Below are 19,937 nucleotides of genomic sequence, written 5' to 3' on the forward strand. Positions count from 1 at the left end.
GTTATTGAAGATATATCCATTGATATATCTATCAAATATAAAAAAACCAAAATCGGGAGGAAGAAAATAATGACTGAACAACAAGTGAAAGAGGAACTGAAAGGTATTATTGCTGCGATTATTGAGATTGATGAGTTTAACGACAGCGATGAGTTCGTGAACGATCTGGGTATCGATTCCATGCTTTCCCTGGAGATGGTCGTGCGTATCGAGAAGGCGTTCAAGATCAGCATCCCTGAGGAATATTTGACTGAATTCGTAACGTTGAACGATGTTGCGCGTGTCGTGAATCAGATTCTTGGCACGGAAAAAGCGAGCGTATAATCCGATGACAAGAAGAATTGCCATTACAGGACTAGGTGTGTTGTCGCCAATCGGTTCCGGTCATGATGTGTTCTGGGGCAATCTGTGTGAAGGTCATGTAGGAACAGCCAGAATCGAAGCATTCGATGTGTCGATCTTCGATACACATAATGGCGGAGAAGTTCGTGATGCTGATCCGCGCAGCTATCTGAAACAGCTGAATCCGGCGGAAACGCCAAGGACGACGCAGCTTGCCGCTGCTGCGGCCAGAATGGCGCTGGAGGATTCCGGACTGAACATCGACGAGCTCGGAGCCGATCGGGTCGGCGTTTGTATCGGAACAACAATGGGCAATATTTCGGTTGTTGAAGACAACAACGATATCCGCGTGGAAGGAACGGGCGCGCTGGCTGCGAATCTGGTCGCGCACATGCCGGAGGCTTATATATCGGCTGCAGTAGCTACGGAGCTGGGTGCAGAGGGACCGTGCCTGATGGTTCCGACAGCATGCGCTGCGGGCAATTATGCGATTAGCTGGGGGAGCGACCTCATTCGTGACGGCTTGGTAGATGCTGCTCTTGTTGGCGGCTCCGATGCGATCTCCCGGGCGTGCTACTCCGTGTTCAATCGGCTTGGAGCGCTTGCGCCGGAAGTATGCCAGCCTTTCGAGAAGAATCGGAAAGGTACGATGGTCAGCGAAGGAGCAGCAGTTATTCTGCTGGAGGATATGGATCATGCCATCAGCCGCGGAGCGACGATCTATGCCGAGCTGCTTGGCTATGGCCTGGCCTGTGATGCGCATCATCCGACTGCTCCCCATCCGCAAGGAATGGGAGCTGCGCTGGCGATAAACAGCGGGCTTGCGGATGCCGGGCTGACGTCCGGACAAGTTTCCTACATCAGCGCCCACGGCACAGGCACCAAAGCAAATGATGCGACAGAATCCCAGGCGATCCGCAACATTTTCGGCGAGTTGGCCGATGAGATTCCTGTCAGCTCGATCAAGGGCATGATGGGTCATACGATGGGCGCGGCAAGCGCGATTGAAGCAGTCGCATGCTCGCTTGCTATTCAGAAGTCGATGCTCCCTCCAACCGTCAACTACGAGGAAGCTGATCCGGAGTGCGTGAAGAACATTGTGCCTAACAAGGCGGTCGAGCATCCGGTCAAAATTATTGTGAGCAACGCGTTCGCCTTCGGCGGCAATATATCCATCATCGTCCTTGGGGAGGTCAACCATGTTGCATAAATCGGATGATCCTATTGTAGTAACTGGTCTTGGCGCCGTTTCTCCTTATGGACTTGATATTGAACAGCTGTGGTCCTCCATCGAGAGCGGCGCGAATGTTCGCAGCCTGCTTGATGAAGAGCTCTCCGCTCATGTGCAAGGACCGGTCTATGGCAACAAGATTGAAGGCTGGGATCCGGTTCCGCTGCTGGGGAAGAAGGGGATGCAGTTCATGAAGCCAAGCGCACAGTATTTGCTCGGCTCCTCCGTCCTCGCTCTCAAGGGGGCGGGATTCGAGGAAGAGCTGCCCAATCCGGATGATCTGGCTGTTGTCGTAAGCACGAACCATGCCTGTACACAAGTTAGAATCGATTATGACTATACGGCCATTACGGATGGTCCAAAGTCGGTAAGTCCGATGGATGCGCCCAACACGCTGACGAATGCGCCAGCCTCCTATCTGGCGATTAGAATTCAATCGCGGGCAGCGAACACGACGATCGCCAACGGACAATGCGGCGGTCTGGATGCGCTGGGCTATGCGTGCAATCTATTGCGCAAGGGCCGTGCCAAGTATGTCGTTGTCGGTGGTGTTGAAGAGATCAATTCGCGCGTTCTGTGGGTATACGACAATGCGAACGTATTGTCCAAGCAGTCGCCTGAGAACGCTGGCAAATCATTCGACGAAAGCAGCACCGGCTGGCTTCCGTCTGAGGGCTCCGGCGCTATCGTTCTGGAACGCCAATCAGATGCGCTGGCTCGCGGAGCAAAGATTCTCGCGGAGATCGTGTCCTGGTCCAGCTCCTTCGTAGCTGACCCGTCACCGGAGAAGCGGGCTGCGGGACTGGCCAGAACGATGAACAATACACTGCGGCTTGGCGGACTGACAGCGGATGATGTTGAACTGGTCATAGCAGGCGCTAGCGGCGTTCGGGAGCAGGATGCTGCTGAAGCAATCGCTTTGAACAGCGTATTCGCGAGCCAGCCTGATGTACCGGTAAGCGCGGTTAAGGCAACGATCGGCGAATGCTATGGCGCCAGCGGCATCTTCCAGACGATCGCTGCGATCGGCGCGATTCAGCGTTCGGTTATTCCAGCGACACCTGGATACGAGACACCGCAAGAGGCAGTCCCTGCGATAGCCGGAATCCGCAGCTCGGCAAGAGCGTGGAACAACAAGCAAGACGGCACTGTGCTGATATCGGCACAGGATATATTCGGCGCATCCAGTGCCGTCGTTATACGGTCAGCGGTTTAATAGCTTGACGGTGAGTGTGAGTATTCGACTTTCGAATACTCCCTCTTTCATATAGTGGAAAATAGTACTCGTTATATAAAAAGTTCAATAAAAGGAGAATATTATGAAAACTAAATATTCGTTTGATGAAGTAAAAGAGATGCTGCCGCAGGCGTATCCATTCGTTCTCATAGATACCATCGAGAATATCGCAGCAGGAGAGTCTATCGTATGCCTCAAAAATATTAGCGGCAATGAATGGATGTTCCCCGGCCATTTCCCCTCCAAGGCGATCTATCCGGGTGTGCTGTTGAACGAAGGGATGGCGCAGGCCTGTATTCTTCTATTCAAGATATCGCGCCCTGAGCTGGACGACCCGAACACGAACTTTTATCTCACAGCTGTCAAGAGCCGCTTCCTGAAGCCGGTTGTACCTGGTGATCAGGTGCGTTACGTGTGCAAGGTATTGAAAATGGTAGGAACGGGCGGAATCGTAGAAGCAGAGGCTGTTGTGGACGGAACAATTGTTGCGAAGGCGGAATTGACCTTTGCTGCAGCGAGGGCTAATGCAGCTATTTCATCATAATCAAGGGTGGCTGGAATGAGTAGATATAGCAGCTTGTCGGAAGCGTTAGTTGCGAATCAACGGATAGAAGATAAAGGAATTACATTCATAACAGGCCCTCAGGAAGAGAAAGTTGTTTCTTACAAGCAGCTGTATGAGAGGGCCTTGAGTTATTTGCATCACCTCCAGCAATCGGGCATGGAGCCGGGGCAGAAGCTGATCTATCAGATTGATGACAATGAATCATTTGTTTATATGTTCTGGGCGTGCATATTGGGCGGCTTCATACCGGTGCCTCTCACTGTCGGCACGAATGACGAGCATAAGCTGAAGATGTTCCGGATCTGGAGCTTAATCGAGGAACCTTACTTGGTCACTGCCCGCTCAATCTACAGAATGCTGGAGAACTTCTCGAAGCGTAATGGCCTTGCTGAAGACATCGCGGCGATTGGCAAGCGAACGCTGTTTCTTGATGATATGTCCCAGTCTGGTCCAGAAGGAATCATTCATCCGACGGGGCTGGACGATCTGGCCTTTATCCAGTTCTCATCTGGATCTACGGGAGATCCCAAAGGCGTTATGCTCACTCACGGCAATGTGCTCAGCAATGCGAATGCGCTGAATACGGGCTGCCGGACGCTGCCGGATGACCGCTTGCTTAACTGGATGCCGCTCACCCATGATATGGGCCTTATAGCGCTGCATATCACGCCTCTTGTCGATGCTTACAATCAATATATGATGCCAACATTGCTGTTTATCCGCAATCCGGTGTTATGGATGAAGAAGGCCAATGAGCATAAGATTACCATTCTCGCTTCGCCCAATTTCGGCTACAAATATTTCTTGGATTACTTCAAGCCTGAGTATGGTGAAGGCTGGGATTTATCCCATGTCCGGTTTATATGCAATGGCGCGGAGCCGATTTCTGCCGATGTATGCCACCGCTTCCTGGACATTATGAACGCTTATGGGCTTCGCAAATCTGCGATGCTGCCGGTCTACGGCCTTGCCGAAGGGACAGTGTGCGTCACCTTGTCCTCTCTGGAGGATGAGTTCGTGACCGTCTCCGTGGAACGAGAAGCTTTCAATGTGGGCGAGCAGGTCAAGCTTGTATCCGATCCGCATTCCCCATCTGCTCTTCATTTCGTTGAAGTAGGCGCTCCCCTTCAGGATTGCGATATTCGCATCTGTGATGAGAACAATCGTCAATTGCCGGAGGAGCACCTGGGATACATCCAGATCAAGGGCAAGAATGTCACCTCAGGGTATTACAAGAATCAAGAAGCGACGGACAAGGCGATGGCTGGCGATGGCTGGCTCCATACGGGGGATACTGGCTTCATGACCGGAGGCCGCCTTGTCGTAGCAGGCCGGTTGAAGGATATCATTTTCGTCAATGGCAAGAATTACTATCCGCATGATATTGAGAAAGTGGCGGAGGGTGTCGAAGGGGTCGAGCTCGGCAAGGTTGCGGTGTGCGGCGTGCAGAATCAGGAGACGAACAAGGACGATATTGTCATGTTCGTATTTCATCTGGGCGAGCTGGACACGTTCGTGAAGGTAGCCGCCGAATTGAAGCAGCATATCGGAAGAGGAATGGGGCTTGAAGTGCATGAGGTCATCCCGGTCAAAAGCATTCCGCGCTCAACAAGCGGCAAGGTTCAGCGCTATAAGCTGAGAGATAGTTACCAGGCCGGCGAATATGCGAGGGTGCTGGAGGAGCTTGGAGCGATGGCTCAGGCACAGACGCAGCAGAGGGAGATCTCGCTTCCGACCAATGAAATTGAGGAGAAGCTCCTGCAGATCTGCTCCGGAGTGCTGGAAACAGAGGGGATCGGAATGGATGACAGCTTCTTCGATCATGGCGGCACCTCCATACAGATCAATCAGATCTATGCGCAGGTTGATGTTGTCTATCCGAATATAGTCACCGTAACAGACATGTTCACCTATCCCAGCATCGCCAAGCTGGCGCAGTTTATCGCCAAGTCTGTATCGGCAACTGCGCTTGATTCTGTCGTGCTGCAGTCATTGCCACTGTCCCCGGACTATTACGGGAATGGGGAAGGTGCGCTGCTTTCGGAGAAGAAAGTCGTCTATCAATATGCGGTTGAGCAAGCGATGCTCACCCAATTGTCGCGGATTGCGCAAGAGCAGGGGATCGAGCAGACGGATATTTATTTGACGCTCTATATCTATATGATCGCGGAGATGTCCGGCAGCAGCCAAGTGTCGGTTCCGTCGCTGCTGAACGGGGATGGAGTGATCGTGCCTGTTGACGTTGCGCTTGCCGGAATATCCAGCTTGACCGACCTGATGCAGAGGGTGCAGGGCCAACGGCGCAATAACGGTAATGCGGGAATTCCTGCCGCCCAGTTGAGCCGCGTGAAGCCAGCTAAAGGGGAGTATGATTGTATCCCGGTGTTCTATAGGAAGCACCTGCTGGACGATGCGATCGACCCCTTCCGGACATTCGATCTGGCACTGGCCACGAGTGAGCGTCATGACAGAATTTATTTCGACTTTAATCAGAAGCGGATGAATGGAGCCAGGATGAAAGCATGGTTCAACCGCTATGTGAAACTGCTCAAAGGGTTTGTAGAAACTTATAAATGATAGATGCATAAGGAGAGGAGGAGAGACCTTGCTCCAGGATTTGTTAAACTTTGATATCGGACAGCTGGATGAGGACATGGATGAAGGGATCGAGGAAGTAAGCTTTGAGACGGCTGTTAATGATATTGCCATCATTGGCATTTCGGCTAATCTGCCGATGGCGGAGGATGCCGGTCAATTCTGGCATAATTTGCAGCAAGGCAGGGATTGCGTTCGCCCCTTCCCGGAGGGAAGACAACGGGATATCGACAGCTATCTGAAGTATATGCGCAAGCCAGGCGGCCAAACGGCCTACAGCAGTGCAGCCTATCTGGAGGATATTGCACAGTTTGATTATCGTTTCTTTCGCTTGTCGCCCAAAGAGGTCGGTCTTATGGACCCGAATCAACGGCTGTTTCTCGAATCTGCCTGGAAGACGATTGAGGATGCCGGGTATGGCGGCAAAAGAATAGCGGGCAGCAGAACAGGCGTATTCCTCGGTTATACAAGCATGGGTGAATATAATTACCAACGGATCATCAATGAGGTGGAGCCTGCTTCACTGTCGATATCGGTTGCCGGCAATCTGCCTGCTATCATACCAAGCCGGATATCGAATTTGCTCAATCTGAGGGGACCATCCGTTGTCATGGATACGGCCTGTTCTTCTTCTCTCGTTGCACTTCACTTTGCCTGCCAATCATTGCGCAACAAGGAATGCGACATGGCGATTGCCGGAAGCGTGAAGATCAATCTCGTACCGGTGGCTGATGCGGTTAAGGTGGGCTTCGAATCTTCAATTGAGAAAGCAAGAACATTCGATGATGAGTCGGACGGCACAGGCAGCGGCGAAGGTGTTGTATCGGTGCTCATGAAGCCGCTTGGCCAAGCAATCGAGGACGGAGATCATATCTATGCTGTCATCAAGGGCAGCGCGATTAATCAGGATGGCGAATCACTCGGCATTACGGTGCCGAATCCCGAAGCGCAGGAGGATGTTATTGTCAGGGCGTGGCAGGATGCCGGTGTGGATCCGGAGACGATTACATATATGGAGGCGCATGGTACTGGCACCAGACTGGGTGATCCCATCGAGATCAAAGCGATTCAGCAGGCTTTCGCCCGGTATACAGACAGGAAGCAGTTCTGCGCCATAAGCGCGCTGAAGACGAATATTGGCCATCTGGATCATGCGGCTGGCATAGCAGGACTATTGAAAGCCGTCTTGTCGCTCAAGCATAAACAACTGCCGCCCTCCCTTCATTTTGTGAAGCCGAACCGGGAGATCTCCTTCGAGAGCTCGCCTGTCTACGTCAATAGGAGACTTGTGCCTTGGGATACCGGCGGGCTGCCGAGAAGATGCGGAGTCAGCGCATTTGGCCTTAGCGGCACGAACTGTCATGTTGTGCTTGAGGAAGCGCCTGAACAGCAAAGCTCCATTGCGTATGCCGATTATCCGCAGTTGTTCGCATTGTCGGCCAAGAGCGAATATTCGCTGAAGCATTTAATAAGCGACTACGTGAAGCTGCTCCGCTCCGAACGTTCACCGGGCTTCAATGATTTATGCTTCACTGCCAACACTGGCCGCGGACATTACCAATACCGTCTGGCTGTTATTGCATGGGATGCGGAGGATCTGGCCGGGAAGCTGGAAGCTGCTGCGCATGCTGGGCTGGATGCCGGGCATCACAATGGCCTGTTGTACGGCTATCATAAGACAGTATCGCAGCGTGCAGCGGAGCCGCAGGAAGTAACGGAGCAGGACAAGCGAAGATGGAGCGCTGAGGCGGATGGTGTTCTTAGCGGTATTCCAGAGTTCTCTGAAGGCATTGGAGAACGATTGCTCCTGCAGCTGGCCCAGTATTATGTACAAGGGGCTGAAGTGAACTGGGAGGAGCTGTACAAGGGGCAGAAGCGGAGCAAGGTCAGCCTGCCTACGTATCCGTTCGAACGCAATCGCTGCTGGATTGACATTCCCGAGGTATCGGAGGGTATTAAGGACGGGATCTTCTATGAGGCGAAATGGATGCAGCAGAATTTGGCCGTATCTCCGCATCCGGCGGCAGCCAAAACGGCGTTGGTATTCATGGATCGTCAAGGTCTCGGAGATGAAGTGCAAAGAAAACTGTCCGAGGACGGAATCAGAGTTATTACAGTTGAATCCGGTGATCGCTATGAGAAGCAGGATGGCAATCGATATACGATCAGGGAAGACGAGGAAGATTACAAGCGCCTGATAGCCGATCTTGGCATTAGAGCCTCGCTGCAGATTGTTCATCTGCTCTCACTGCGCGGGGATGGACGATTGGATGATCTGGCCAGCCTGCAAGAGAGCCAGCACTACGGCGTTCGCAGTCTGTTCTTCCTGACGAAAGCATTGATGAACCAGGCGATTCAGGGTGATATCGAGCTTGTCGTTGTGGCGCAGCAGGTGCATGCCGTTACGAATCTGGAGCAGGAGCTTAGTCCGCAGTATGCGAGTTTGCTCGGTCTTGGCAAAGTGCTGCGGCAAGAATATCCTCAGCTCAAATGCAAAGGCCTGGATATCGATGAGCATACACCTGTATCCGTATGGATGAAGGAGCTGGGACTGCGCGATCTAGCCTCCACCGTTTCGTATCGGGATGGGCGCAGATATGTGCAGCAGTTCCAGCATGCCGGACTTAACCGCACTGCTAGCGACCCTGTGCAGATTCACAGTGATGGCATATACGTCATTACGGGCGGAACGGGGGGACTTGGCCTTGAGACCGCCAAATATTTGGCCGGCAAGTCGAACGTGAACATCGCCTTGATCAACCGTTCAGCCATGCCGGATCGCAGCCAATGGGAAGCGCTGCTGGCGGACGGACAGGATGCGCGTGTGGTCGGCAAAATTAGAGATATGATGGAAATTGAAGCGTTGGGAGCTCGCGTCGTTGCCTATAGTGCGGATATTGCCGACTATGCTGCCATGAGCGCTTTACTGGATGATCTGCGTGAATCATTCGGCCCGATTCGGGGCGTTATTCACAGTGCAGGAGTAGCTGGCAGCGGTATTGTCATGCAGAAGGAGGAGTCCGTATTCTTCGATGTTCTGCGGCCCAAGGTGCAAGGAACCTGGGTGCTGGATCGCCTGACAGAGAATGATCCGCTGGATTTCTTTGTGATGTATTCCTCGATTGCAGGGGTATTCGGCGGAGCCGGGCAGTCCGATTATACAGCGGCCAATGCCTTCATGGATGCTTATGCCGGTTACCGGCAGCAGCGCGGCCGCCGGACTCTGTCCATCAACTGGCCAGCATGGAAGGAAGCGGGGATGGCAGTCGAGCATCAATTCCACCAGAAGCAGAATGTGTTCAAGGCCATAGAGACCGCCAAGGCTATGAATTGCTTCGAGGCTGTATTGAACAGGAAGCTGACGAATATTGTTATTGCCGAGTTGAATGAACAGGTGGACATGTCGCTCTTAGACGCCCATCTGCCGATTCAGTTGAGCGAGCAGATCATCACATCATTTAAGCAGACGGATGTCTACAACGAAGTGGCTTCAGCAGCCGAGTTTCCGGTAGTAGAACGTGAGCGGGTGAAGGTGGAGCTGAAAGGGAGACCGGACAAAAACTATACTCCGCTGGAGCAGCATATGGGACAGATCTGGGGCGAAGTGCTTGGGCTGCATGAAATCGATATCTATGATCCGTTTCATGAGCTGGGCGGAGATTCGATCATTGCCGTTAATGTTGCTTCAACGATGAATAACAGCCATATCCCTGTGAAGGTTGCAGATATCATCGCTCATCAGACTGTATTCGAAGTGGCCGCACGCATTCAGGAGGAGCATCCTGATCTGCGAATCGAAGCGCTTGATATGGATGGCAAGCAGGATAAAGCGAGAAGTTTGAAGGTCATTGACACGATAGTAGGGAACGAAGACACCTACAATTGGGAGCAGCTTAACTGCTTCTTCAAGCCTGTTGCGATTCAGTTTGAATCCTTTCATTCCGGCAACTACGAGCTGTTCCTGTTCTATTCGACTTTCTTCACTACATTTCTGCCTAATATGTCTTCTGCGATGATGTTCGAGCCATTCACGAAGCCGTGGGAACCGATTACTCCTTGTCTGGATCGGACCGGGCTGAAGGGCAAGCTGGGCATTGAGATGGTGGAGCTGCAATTTACGAGCGAAGAGGACTTTCATGACAAGATCCGCAAGGAGCTCAACAGCGGCTTCTCGCTGCTTGTTCCCGGCGATCTGTTCGGCCTTGTCTATAACGCCAACTATTTGCAGGAGCCGCATGAGCATTATTTCATCATCAAAGGCTATGATCTGGACCGCAATATTTATTTCATACTCGACAATATGCATATTGATGGCGGAGCTACGGCGCTGTATCGCGATTTCACGGTTCGCTGCAGTGATATGTATGCGATGAGCCGTCTCTATTTCAAGCATCTGTTCCCGAATTTGCCGTATCAATATTTCTGGACTTTGAGGAAGGGGCAGCAGAAGGTCAAGCCGTTCACTTACCTGCATGCACTGGCAGAGCATAACACATTAATGAAAGAGATTAATGATGGCAGCTCGACCATTACATACCTCGAACAGGAATTGATGAAAGAGATTGAGACTCAGAGACATGTATACAGATGCAAGGGCGTCGCTTATTTGGCGAACTCCAAGTTTGTTTATTACGATATTCTGATCAAGTTTCTGTCGCTTTGCAATATTTCTGCGGAAGAGATCCAGTCGATTAAGACGATCTCGGGAGACGTGTTCCGGAAGTGGACGGATATTCGGATGAAGCTGTTCGAACGAGCGGGCGAGAATAACTTTGAATTTGCCGATATCGAGCTTCTTGTGGAAGAGAATATTGGCCGGGAGCGGGCCTTCCGGGAGCGTTTCATCGGAATTATTGACGGCATGGATATGGAGAGCATGATCCGGGACATGGAGACCAGGAGTGAGAACGACAAATTCGTGGTGAGGAACAACAATAAGGCTGCCATCCTGCGGGACAATGACAGTGTAGAGATCATTCACGAGGCCAGCAAAACCTATGATACATGGATTGTCCGCGATGATGCGCCGCAGCTGCTCATCTATCCGGATGGGCATGAAGATTTTGGACTAGAGCTAGAGCTCGCGATTCATAATCAACAGAGCCGCACTTTCCATAGCGGGCTTGTACTGAAGATGGAAAGTGGCAGGAAGTATCTGTTCGGCAATTATCGAGCGGAGAGTACGGTTATTTATTGTCCGGAGAATCAGAATCATCAGCTCGTCTATGAGCAGCAAGTTGTGCAACTGGCCAGCTGCTTCAGAATCGAGAAGAAGGACGGGATGATCACATTCATGACCAGAAACAGTGCGGCTGAGGCGTGGATTTCCATCTATACCATCTCAGCGGATGAACCTGTATTATGTGTCGGACTGTTCTCCAAGACATGGGAGCCGATCGACCACCGCGTTACATTCACCAATATTAACTATGAGGCATTAGCTCAGCATGCAATTACTGTGGAGGCAGAAATATGAATCATTGGATCAGAGAATTGAATGCGCGCGACCGCTTGCTGGCCATGACAGGTTACATTCATCTTGTACTGGCTGTCGTGTTTGCGGTACTTATCTTACTGGATTCACGATTGATGCTGGGCATCAATATCTGGCTTAAACCGACGAAGTTCGCGCTGTCTATTGCCGTTTATGCCTTTAGCGTGGCGGCCATTATGAAATATGTCAGCAGCGCGAAGGTCCGCAAAGCAGTGTCCTATATAAGCACTGTTGGACTCTTTATTGAGACCATTATCATTGCGGTGCAGGCGGCACGCGGAGAGCACTCCCATTTTAATTTCACTTCACCTCTGAATCTGACTCTGTTTATTATTATGGGTGTTTTTATTGGCGCAGTTACAGTGGCGGGAATTATCCTGTTCGTCCATTTGATCAGGCACAAGCTGGATATGCCGGCCTATATGGCGCTTGCGCTGCGTACCGGATTGTTCATTTCCCTTATCGGTTCCGGTATTGGCGGCTATATGAGCAAATATAACAAGCACACGGTTGGAGGCGACGATGGCGGAGAAGGGCTGTTCCTCATTAACTGGAGCACGGTCGTTGGAGATCTTAGAGTATCTCACTTCTTCGGGCTGCACGCGCTGCAGATTATCCCGCTTCTGGCTTTCGTGATCGCCGGAAAACTGGCTTCCAGCACGGCGCAGAAGGCAGTTGTATGGGTCATCTCGATTCTCTATGGCGGCTATGTCATCTGGACGTTCGTGCAATCGGCTAATGGAACACCTTTCATCGCGAAATAATTAGAGCAGAGCGGAATTGTCATTCAACCGGAATAGTGGAGGTGGTCATGTTGAAGTATGCAGCGTTGTTCCCGGGTCAAGGCTCGCAATATGTCGGGATGGGCAAGGAGCTGTATGACGGGCATCGTTTGGCACAAAAGTTGTTCCAGGAAGCCAGCGATGTACTCGGCTATGACCTGGCGGAGCTGTGCTTTAACGGCACGAAGGAAGAGCTGACCAGAACAGAAAATACACAGCCTGCGATTCTGACTGTCAGTGTCGCTGCTTATAGCGTGTTTCTGGAAGAGTTCGGAATCGAACCGGCTTATTGTGCGGGTCATAGCTTGGGCGAGTTCTCGGCGCTTACTTGTGCGGGGGCTGTACGTTTTGCGGATGCAGTTCAGATCGTTCGTGAACGAGGCAAATTTATGCAGGAAGCGGTGGGCCTGGGCAGCGGAGCGATGGCAGCTGTGACAGGTGTGGAGCTGCACGCGATACTCTCGGTGTGCAGCTCGCTGCGGAAAGCAGGGGAGATTGTAGACGTGTCCAATATCAACTCCTCCGAGCAATTCGTAATCTCCGGACAGTCGTCGGCTGTTAAGCTTGCTGGAGAGAGGCTGAAGGAAATGGGAGGAATGGTCATTCCGCTGAAAGTAAGCGCGCCTTTCCATAGTCCGCTAATGCTTCCGGCAGCTCAGAAGCTCAAGGAGGAGCTGAGTAAATATAGCTACTCCGATATAAAGATCCCGGTCATATCCAATGTCACAGCTGAGCTGTATCAGAGCAGCAGCTATATTATCGGCAATTTGACGGAGCAGATGACAGGGGCTGTCCAATGGTATGATTCCATGCAATTGCTCGATTGGGAAGATGTGACGACTGTAGTGGAGTTCGGTCCGCAGACTGTACTGAGGAATTTGATGAAGAAGAATGTCCCCTCCATGACTGCTTATGCCTATGATAAGATAGAGGATCGGGCCAAGCTCAGAGAATGGGCTGCTGCAGTACCTGTGGATCCGAATATTTCTGCCGGCCGTTTGAACGTCATGATCCAATGTCTCGCTGCAGCGGTGTCTACGCGCAACCGCAACTGGAACAACGCGGAGTATGAGGAGAAGGTTGTTGTGCCTTACCGCAGAATACGTGGCATGGTCGCCGAGCTTGAGGAGACGGGGGCGACTCCGACAGAGGGGCAAATGCAGGAAGCTGTCGCTATGCTTCGCACGGTACTGGAAACAAAGCAAGTACCGGAAGAAGAGCAGCAAGAGCTGCTGCAACCAATGTATCATGCAATGAAAAATAATAAAGCCATTGTATAAATAATGTTTACAAATATTTAGGAATAAACCATGGTATAATCGGAGTAACACGACTATTGTGCAAACGATTGCGCGTAACAATCCGCCACTTCAGGATGAAAATAGAATGACTCCTACTTCTTGATGTAAAGGTGAGCTCATGAATCTGTTACCGTCACTATTACCTATCCTTACCGTCATCATTTTACTAGCCGTCAATGCCGGTTCGCAGCAAGTGAGATGGATGGTTCGTTTTCAACTATTCAACAGCATTGGCGGTCTTATCTACTTATGGGATGATTCATTCGAGATTGGGCCGATCTGGCTTGGGGCAGCCCTTCTATCGAAATATGGGGCAATCTTCTGTGCAACAGCCATGTGCTTTGTATATTCCGAATTATTCCGCAGGCCGAATTTGAGCATTATTCTTAAGTGGCTCGCGGTTCCATGGCTGCTGCTGGCAGCAGCTCATTGGATCAATAGGCCTTTCATCGAGCAGACTAATCTTGCATTTAATATGGGCATCCTGTATTTTGCGTGTATTTGCGTACTAATGTTCCTCTCTTATCGCAGAGAGGGCAGCTACTATCGAAAGAGAGACAGGTGCTTCTTGTATCTGATGCTGCTTCCCGCACTCGCAGCCCTGTTCATCTGCAACCCGCTCCAAAATGCTTTGCCGCCAGAGCTGCATCTGGAGCAGGCAGTCCCCTGGCTGACACTTCTATCTTTTGTACTATTGATTATTCTGCTGTTCAGCACCGGTCTGCTCGGCATCCATCTGCGGCTTCACAAAGTAGCGACCGATTCCGTGTCTATGCTGCCGGCTATGACGCATGCGACCGTAATGATCAATCATTCCATCAAGAACGAGATCGAGAAGATTAATTTCTTGAATTATAAGTCACAGACGCTGCTGCAGGAGCAAAAGGTTACGGAAGCGATCGGACATCTGCAATCCATCTCGAATTCGACGGAGCATCTGGAGAATATGATCCGGAAGGTGAAGGAGAAGACGAGGGAGATTATCATTGATGAAACGACTTTTAATTTAATCGGATTGGTGCAGTATATTGTCCACTCTTATTCCGATCAATTAACAGTCCGAAGCATCTCGACGCTGGTGTCTTACAGTGAAGCGAACATCTGTCTAAGCGGTGACAAGACCCACATTCAAGAAGCGGTGTCCAACGTCCTGAAGAATGCGATAGAGGCGAAGCGCAGCAGCAACCATGAGATCACCTTGCATTGTTCCGTTACGAAAAATTTCATTCAGCTCGATATACGCGATAATGGTGTTGGTATTACGAAGGAAAATTTGTCGCAGGTGTTAAAGCCGCTATTCACCACCAAACAGGTTAATAACGGCAATTATGGAATAGGATTAAGCTATGCATTTATCGTGATGAAGAAGCATGGAGGGGGGCTGGCGATTAAGAGCGAACCAAATAAAGGAACCACCATCACTATGCGATTTCCTTTAGACAGACGGGTTAAGGTGGAGGGAAAAGATGACCAGAATAAAAGTAATGCTGGTAGAGGATGACGAGTTTTGGGTAGAGAACATTTGCAGAGAGTTGAACAATGAGAAGGACATCGAAATCGTCAAGGTCGCTTCGACGAAGGATGATGCAGTCCATTATGCGAGGGAGAATGCCATTGATACGATATTGATGGATATCAACCTCAGTTCCAATAATATGGACGGCATAGAAGCCGTCAAAGAAATTAACTCGTTCACGCATACGAATATTATTATGCTGACCAATATTGTGGATACGGACGTCATCCTGCACTGCTTCGAGCATGGAGCGATCAATTACATCTCCAAGTCCAATATAAGAGATATGGTGGAAGCGATACGCGACTCCGTCACGGAGGGCTCAGGCATCCATCCGGATGCGGCAGAGGCGCTCAGAAAAGGATATCAGAAACTTAAAAAGCTGCAAATTCTCACTTCGGTGGAGAGGGAAGTCTATGAGCTCAAGGAATCTGGCTTTACGGTAAAGCAGATCGCCAGCAGACTGCACAAGTCGTTCTACACCGTCAAGAATCAGCTGTCTGTTATTAGGAATAAATTAAATCCTTATTGATTCGGGATAATGATATGTCAACTGCAGCTGGCTCCGTGAAGGGGCCTATTTTGTTTTGGCCAGGCTTCTGCATGGGGCGAGTCTCCTATTGTTCATACAAAGAATAGGACTGCATAAATCTAGTAATTGCTGCTATAATAATAGTCCGACCCCATGAATTGATAATCTATGAATATCTAAGAGGATCCTTATGAAAAAAGTAGTGCAAGCGGTGCTTCTATTCTGTCTGTTGGCAAGTATCTCCGGATATCATCCGGATAAGGCGGCTGCAAGCGGTGAATATACAGCTAAAGTATTCGGCAGCTCCATTAACGTGCGCAGCGAGCCCTCAATTGAAGCTTCTGTTGTGGGATCGTTGCAGAACGGGGATCTGGTCACGGTCTCCAGTGAAGAGCACGGGTGGCTGAAGGTGACGAAGGGCAAAGTATCGGGATGGGCGGCAGGTTACTATTTGAAGAAGATTAATGGCAGTGGAGCCGTGACGGCATCCGCGACAGATACGGTGGCGCAGACCCCGAATAAGAAGAAGGCACAAAGCGATCAGGCTGCTGTATTGGCAGATGCCTTGCGAATCCGATCAGGAGCCGGACTTAATTACAAGGTGCTTGGCGGACTCTCGAAGGGAGAGCTTGTAACTGTGCTTGCCCGCGAAGACGGGTGGGCTCAGATTCGCACGGAAGGCGGCCAGATCGGTTGGGTGTCGGCACAATATATTGGCGCGGGAGCTGCAGGCAAGACGGCTTCAGGAAAGGCGCCTTCAGGCGTACTTGCGGGGAAAGTGATTGTGATTGATCCCGGACACGGGGGAAGTGATCCCGGCAAGATTGGCACCCGCCATAATACATTGGAGAAGGAGCTCAACTTGAGCACATCCTTCTATCTTGCGGAGGAGCTCCGGGGTCGCGGCGCTCATGTTGTCATGACACGAACGAAGGACGAGCAGAAGCCGGCATTATCCGACAGGGTGAAGACGAGCCGATCAGCAGGAGCGGATGCTTTTGTCAGCATTCATTACAATTCATCGGAGAAGAACACTTCGGGCATCCTTACCTTCTACTATTCAGAGACCAAGGATGAGTCGCTGGCCAGAGCGGTAGAGGGCAGGCTCGCGCAAGGAATTGGGCTGAGAAGCAACGGGATTTCTTACGGCGATCTTCATGTTCTGCGTGAGAATGAGACTCCCTCCACGCTCGTAGAGCTTGGATTCCTATCCAACGCCAAGGACGAGGCGATTGTCCGCGAATCGGGATACCAGAAGAAGGCCGCCGCAGCAATTGCGAATGGGCTGGCGGATTATTTCAAATGATTGAGAAGCGGCTCCTGCGAGAGCTGAAAATAAGGGCCGACGGCCCTCTTGGGAACCTCCATTGATGATAATGGAGGTTCTTTTTGATTGATTTGAGTACATCCACGACGATGCCCTGGCTACGGATGAAATCCTGCGTTCCGCATGAAGCCCCACGCTCTGCATGATACCCACGTTCCGCATGAAGCCCACGCTCTGCATGATACCCACGTTCCGCATGAAGCCCACGCTCTGCATGAGATGGCTTCAAGTCAATAAGCAGGGAAGTAAGCCTGCGTAAGTGCAGGAATTTTAGTCAGAAAGTACCTTTACCAGAAAATGCTTGCGATTGAGCAGGGATTTAGAGCGAAATTGATCAAGTAAGAGGAAATAGAACGATAATCCTGCACTTTGGCAGGCATTCGGTCTTTAGGAGGCCGGAAGGTGAAAAAAACTGCAGTTACGCAGGAATGTTCAACGTTGATAGAATCGATCCCCCTGTAGGATGGCGCAACTCCCTGAGACTAAACCGGACTTTTTCCACAGCTCGCGACAGAGCCAATTGTCCCCCTTTTGCAGAATTTGTCCCCACCCTGCACCTACCAATGAGTACTTTGAAAGCCCGAATACAGAGCCCTTATCCCGATATGGGGCATAGCGCAAGAAGTGCAGCTTCGCAAGCGATGAGAAAAACATGCTAATCTTAGCGGAATTGTCGAATTAAGCGGATTAAGAATAAGTCTATTGTCACTTGATGGATGAGAGAAAGTGGTATAAATTATCAATTGATACGATTTGTATCAATAATAAGGTGAAGGGTGAATGATTATGAAAGGGATAGTAGGAAGATTGCCGGTGAAATCCAAAGGAAGAGTATTTACTTCCATGCTGCTAGCGCTCGCACTGTCTGTCGCCAGCTTCGGCGGGGTTGCTTATGGGGATGACACGGTTCCCGCAGAGTTCAGTTTGGACAGCAATTATTACTATATTTACGAAGCAGATGGAACGCTATACGTGACTGTCGGACTTGCCAATGGCGGGGAATCAGCACTATCAGTAGATTACACGGTTAACGATGGCGTGGCTTATGGCGGTAGTGACTACGGGGTTGTCTCGGGCACTCTGACATTCGAAAGCGGGCAGACAACTCAGACGATTGAAGTGCCTATCTATGATGATTATGAGGTAGAGGGCGATGAAGATTTCTCGATTCAGCTGAGCAACCCGAGCGCAGGTGCAGTTCTTGGCGCGAATGCTGTCGGGTATGTGACGATTGGGGATGATGATTATTGGATTCCGGATCCGCCGGGCGAATTGCAGCTGGAGCCAGAATTTACTTCGGTCAATGAAGGAGAAGGCTATGTTACGTTAGGGGTTAGCCGCACGAACGGTGCTGGCGGCACAGTGACGGTTGATTACAGCACAAGCAGTGGAAGTGCTGACGAGAATGTGGATTATTGCGGCACGAGCGGTACGCTGGTGTTTTATGAAGGAGAGACCTGGCAAAGTATTTATATTCCGATTTATGAGGATGCCGAGTATGAGGGTGAAGAAAATTTCACTGTATCGCTGTATAACGCTTCCGGCGGCGCAAGCTTAGGTTTTGTTACGAGCTCGAATGTGACGATTACAGATAATGATGAAGGGCCGTGGAATCCTGGTCAGTTCGATTTTGAAGGGGATTCCTACTCTGTCATTGAAGGTGACGGCAGTCAGACGGCTTATCTTACAGTAGTCCGCAATAACGGCACAGATGGAGAAGTGACGGTTAATTATTCGACAAGCAACGGATCAGCCCTAAGCGGCAGCGACTATGAGGCCGTCTCCGGGACGTTAACCTTTGCGCCCGGAGAAAGCTATCAGACGATAGCGATTCCAATATACGATGATCTGCTATCAGAGAGTGAGGAAAGCTTCACCATTGCGTTAAGTGATCCGACTAACGGTGCAGCACTGGGTTCCATTACAACTGCTGCGGTAACTATCGAGGACAATGATATCACTCCTCCGTCTCAAATACAGTTTGCAGCAGCGAGCTACCCGTTCATTGAGGAGCTTGGCTGGGCTACCTTGAAGGTCACGCGCACAGGCAATATTACAGAGGCAGCCAGTGTGAAATTTGCAACGGTTAACGGTACAGCGGCTGCTGGTTCTGATTATGTTGCGGCAGCTGGCACGTTGAATTTTGCGGCAGGCGAGACGAGCAAGACGGTCAAGATCAAGCTTGTGGACGATCATGCGGTTGAGTATCGGGAGGCTTTCACGGTGAATCTGTTGAATCCAACGGGCAATGCAGTATTGGGTCCGAAAGCAGTGACAGAAGTTGTTATTTATGATAAGGATCATATAAAGTAACCTTCATTAGAATTAGGATCGAATAAGAAGAGCAAGTGGCGATCGCTTCCCGGTGTATAATCGGGGAACGGTCGCCTTATTTAATTTGGAAACCTTGATCGTTTTTAGACAGCAAGAAAATACGTGAACACAGCGTCGAATATGAAGATATGTTAGTTTATTCCTTTTTTCTTCGTCAATTGTCGTATACTTGCTAAGGGGAGATATATTGCGGTTGCCAGTCTTCAATCAATGAACTTTCAGGGGGAGCGATGATTGTGAACATACAGGGAATTAACCATCTTTGTTTTTCTGTCTCGGATCTGCAGCGTTCGATTGTTTTTTATGAGCAAGTATTTGGGGCCAGGCTGCTGGTAACGGGCAGGAAGCTCGCTTATTTCGATCTGAATGGATTATGGATCGCATTGAATGAAGAGGATATACCAAGAGAGCATGAGAGCAAAAGCTATACCCATATCGCTTTTACGATTACGGAGGATGAGTATGAATCGGTTTACACCCGCTTGCTGGAGCTGAAGGTGGAGCTGCTGCCAGGGCGGGCAAGAGATGTGCGGGATAAGAAATCGATTTATCTGTTGGATCCTGACGGGCATCAGTTCGAGTTTCATACCGGCTCTCTGCAGGAACGGATGGATTACTACAGGGCTGACAAGGGCCATATGATTTTCTATGATAAGCAGTGAGAGCAGTGAGAGCAGTGAG

13 protein-coding genes are annotated in these 19,937 nt (G+C 50.5%); all 13 read left to right on the plus strand.

Features of this window, described 5'->3' with window-relative positions; translation table 11 throughout:
• Nucleotides 1–69 precede the first annotated feature (69 nt).
• The 13 genes from K0T92_RS19705 (at nt 70) to fosB (ending at nt 19,918) form a co-directional block, all read left to right on the plus strand.
• Nucleotides 70–324, plus strand: a complete 255-nt coding sequence (locus K0T92_RS19705) for an acyl carrier protein (RefSeq protein WP_219874196.1) — start codon at nt 70–72, stop codon at nt 322–324.
• Between the two features lie 4 nt (nt 325–328).
• Entirely contained in the window at nt 329–1,552 is a 1,224-nt protein-coding gene (locus tag K0T92_RS19710) for a beta-ketoacyl-[acyl-carrier-protein] synthase family protein (RefSeq protein WP_219874197.1), read from the plus strand.
• Nucleotides 1,542–2,789 carry a beta-ketoacyl-[acyl-carrier-protein] synthase family protein gene (locus K0T92_RS19715; RefSeq protein WP_219874198.1) on the plus strand — a complete coding sequence of 416 codons (1,248 nt, stop codon included), beginning with the start codon at nt 1,542–1,544 and terminating at the stop codon, nt 2,787–2,789. The genes K0T92_RS19710 and K0T92_RS19715 overlap by 11 nt, the downstream gene beginning before the upstream one ends.
• A 103-nt stretch (nt 2,790–2,892) precedes the next feature.
• On the plus strand, nt 2,893–3,354 hold the full coding sequence (gene fabZ, locus K0T92_RS19720; RefSeq protein WP_219874199.1) for a 3-hydroxyacyl-ACP dehydratase FabZ: 462 nt from the start codon (nt 2,893–2,895) through the stop codon (nt 3,352–3,354).
• Between the two features lie 15 nt (nt 3,355–3,369).
• Complete coding sequence (locus K0T92_RS19725) at nt 3,370–5,952, plus strand: non-ribosomal peptide synthetase (RefSeq protein ID WP_219874200.1); 2,583 nt, start codon at nt 3,370–3,372, stop codon at nt 5,950–5,952.
• 28 nt (nt 5,953–5,980) lie between these two features.
• Entirely contained in the window at nt 5,981–11,446 is a 5,466-nt protein-coding gene (locus K0T92_RS19730) for a beta-ketoacyl synthase N-terminal-like domain-containing protein (protein WP_219874201.1), read from the plus strand.
• Nucleotides 11,443–12,228, plus strand: coding sequence for a hypothetical protein (locus K0T92_RS19735; protein WP_219874202.1), 786 nt, complete (start codon nt 11,443–11,445; stop codon nt 12,226–12,228). Before K0T92_RS19730 ends, K0T92_RS19735 begins: the two co-directional genes overlap by 4 nt.
• Before the next feature lie 47 nt (nt 12,229–12,275).
• The gene (fabD, locus tag K0T92_RS19740) at nt 12,276–13,526 is read left to right on the plus strand and encodes an ACP S-malonyltransferase (protein ID WP_219874203.1); all 1,251 of its coding nucleotides are present in this window, start codon (nt 12,276–12,278) and stop codon (nt 13,524–13,526) included.
• 139 nt (nt 13,527–13,665) lie between these two features.
• Nucleotides 13,666–15,048, plus strand: coding sequence for a sensor histidine kinase (locus tag K0T92_RS19745; protein WP_219874204.1), 1,383 nt, complete (start codon nt 13,666–13,668; stop codon nt 15,046–15,048).
• Nucleotides 15,014–15,595 carry a response regulator transcription factor gene (locus K0T92_RS19750; protein ID WP_219874205.1) on the plus strand — a complete coding sequence of 194 codons (582 nt, stop codon included), beginning with the start codon at nt 15,014–15,016 and terminating at the stop codon, nt 15,593–15,595. Before K0T92_RS19745 ends, K0T92_RS19750 begins: the two co-directional genes overlap by 35 nt.
• Nucleotides 15,596–15,785: 190 nt before the next feature.
• Complete coding sequence (locus K0T92_RS19755; protein ID WP_219874206.1) at nt 15,786–16,901, plus strand: N-acetylmuramoyl-L-alanine amidase family protein; 1,116 nt, start codon at nt 15,786–15,788, stop codon at nt 16,899–16,901.
• Between the two features lie 807 nt (nt 16,902–17,708).
• Complete coding sequence (locus tag K0T92_RS19760) at nt 17,709–19,235, plus strand: Calx-beta domain-containing protein (protein ID WP_219874207.1); 1,527 nt, start codon at nt 17,709–17,711, stop codon at nt 19,233–19,235.
• A 251-nt stretch (nt 19,236–19,486) separates the two neighbouring features.
• On the plus strand, nt 19,487–19,918 hold the full coding sequence (gene fosB, locus K0T92_RS19765; RefSeq protein WP_246628291.1) for a metallothiol transferase FosB: 432 nt from the start codon (nt 19,487–19,489) through the stop codon (nt 19,916–19,918).
• Nucleotides 19,919–19,937 lie beyond the last annotated feature (19 nt).

The sequence above is a fragment of the Paenibacillus oenotherae genome, assembly GCF_019443105.1.
GTDB lineage: Bacteria > Bacillota > Bacilli > Paenibacillales > Paenibacillaceae > Paenibacillus_Z > Paenibacillus_Z oenotherae.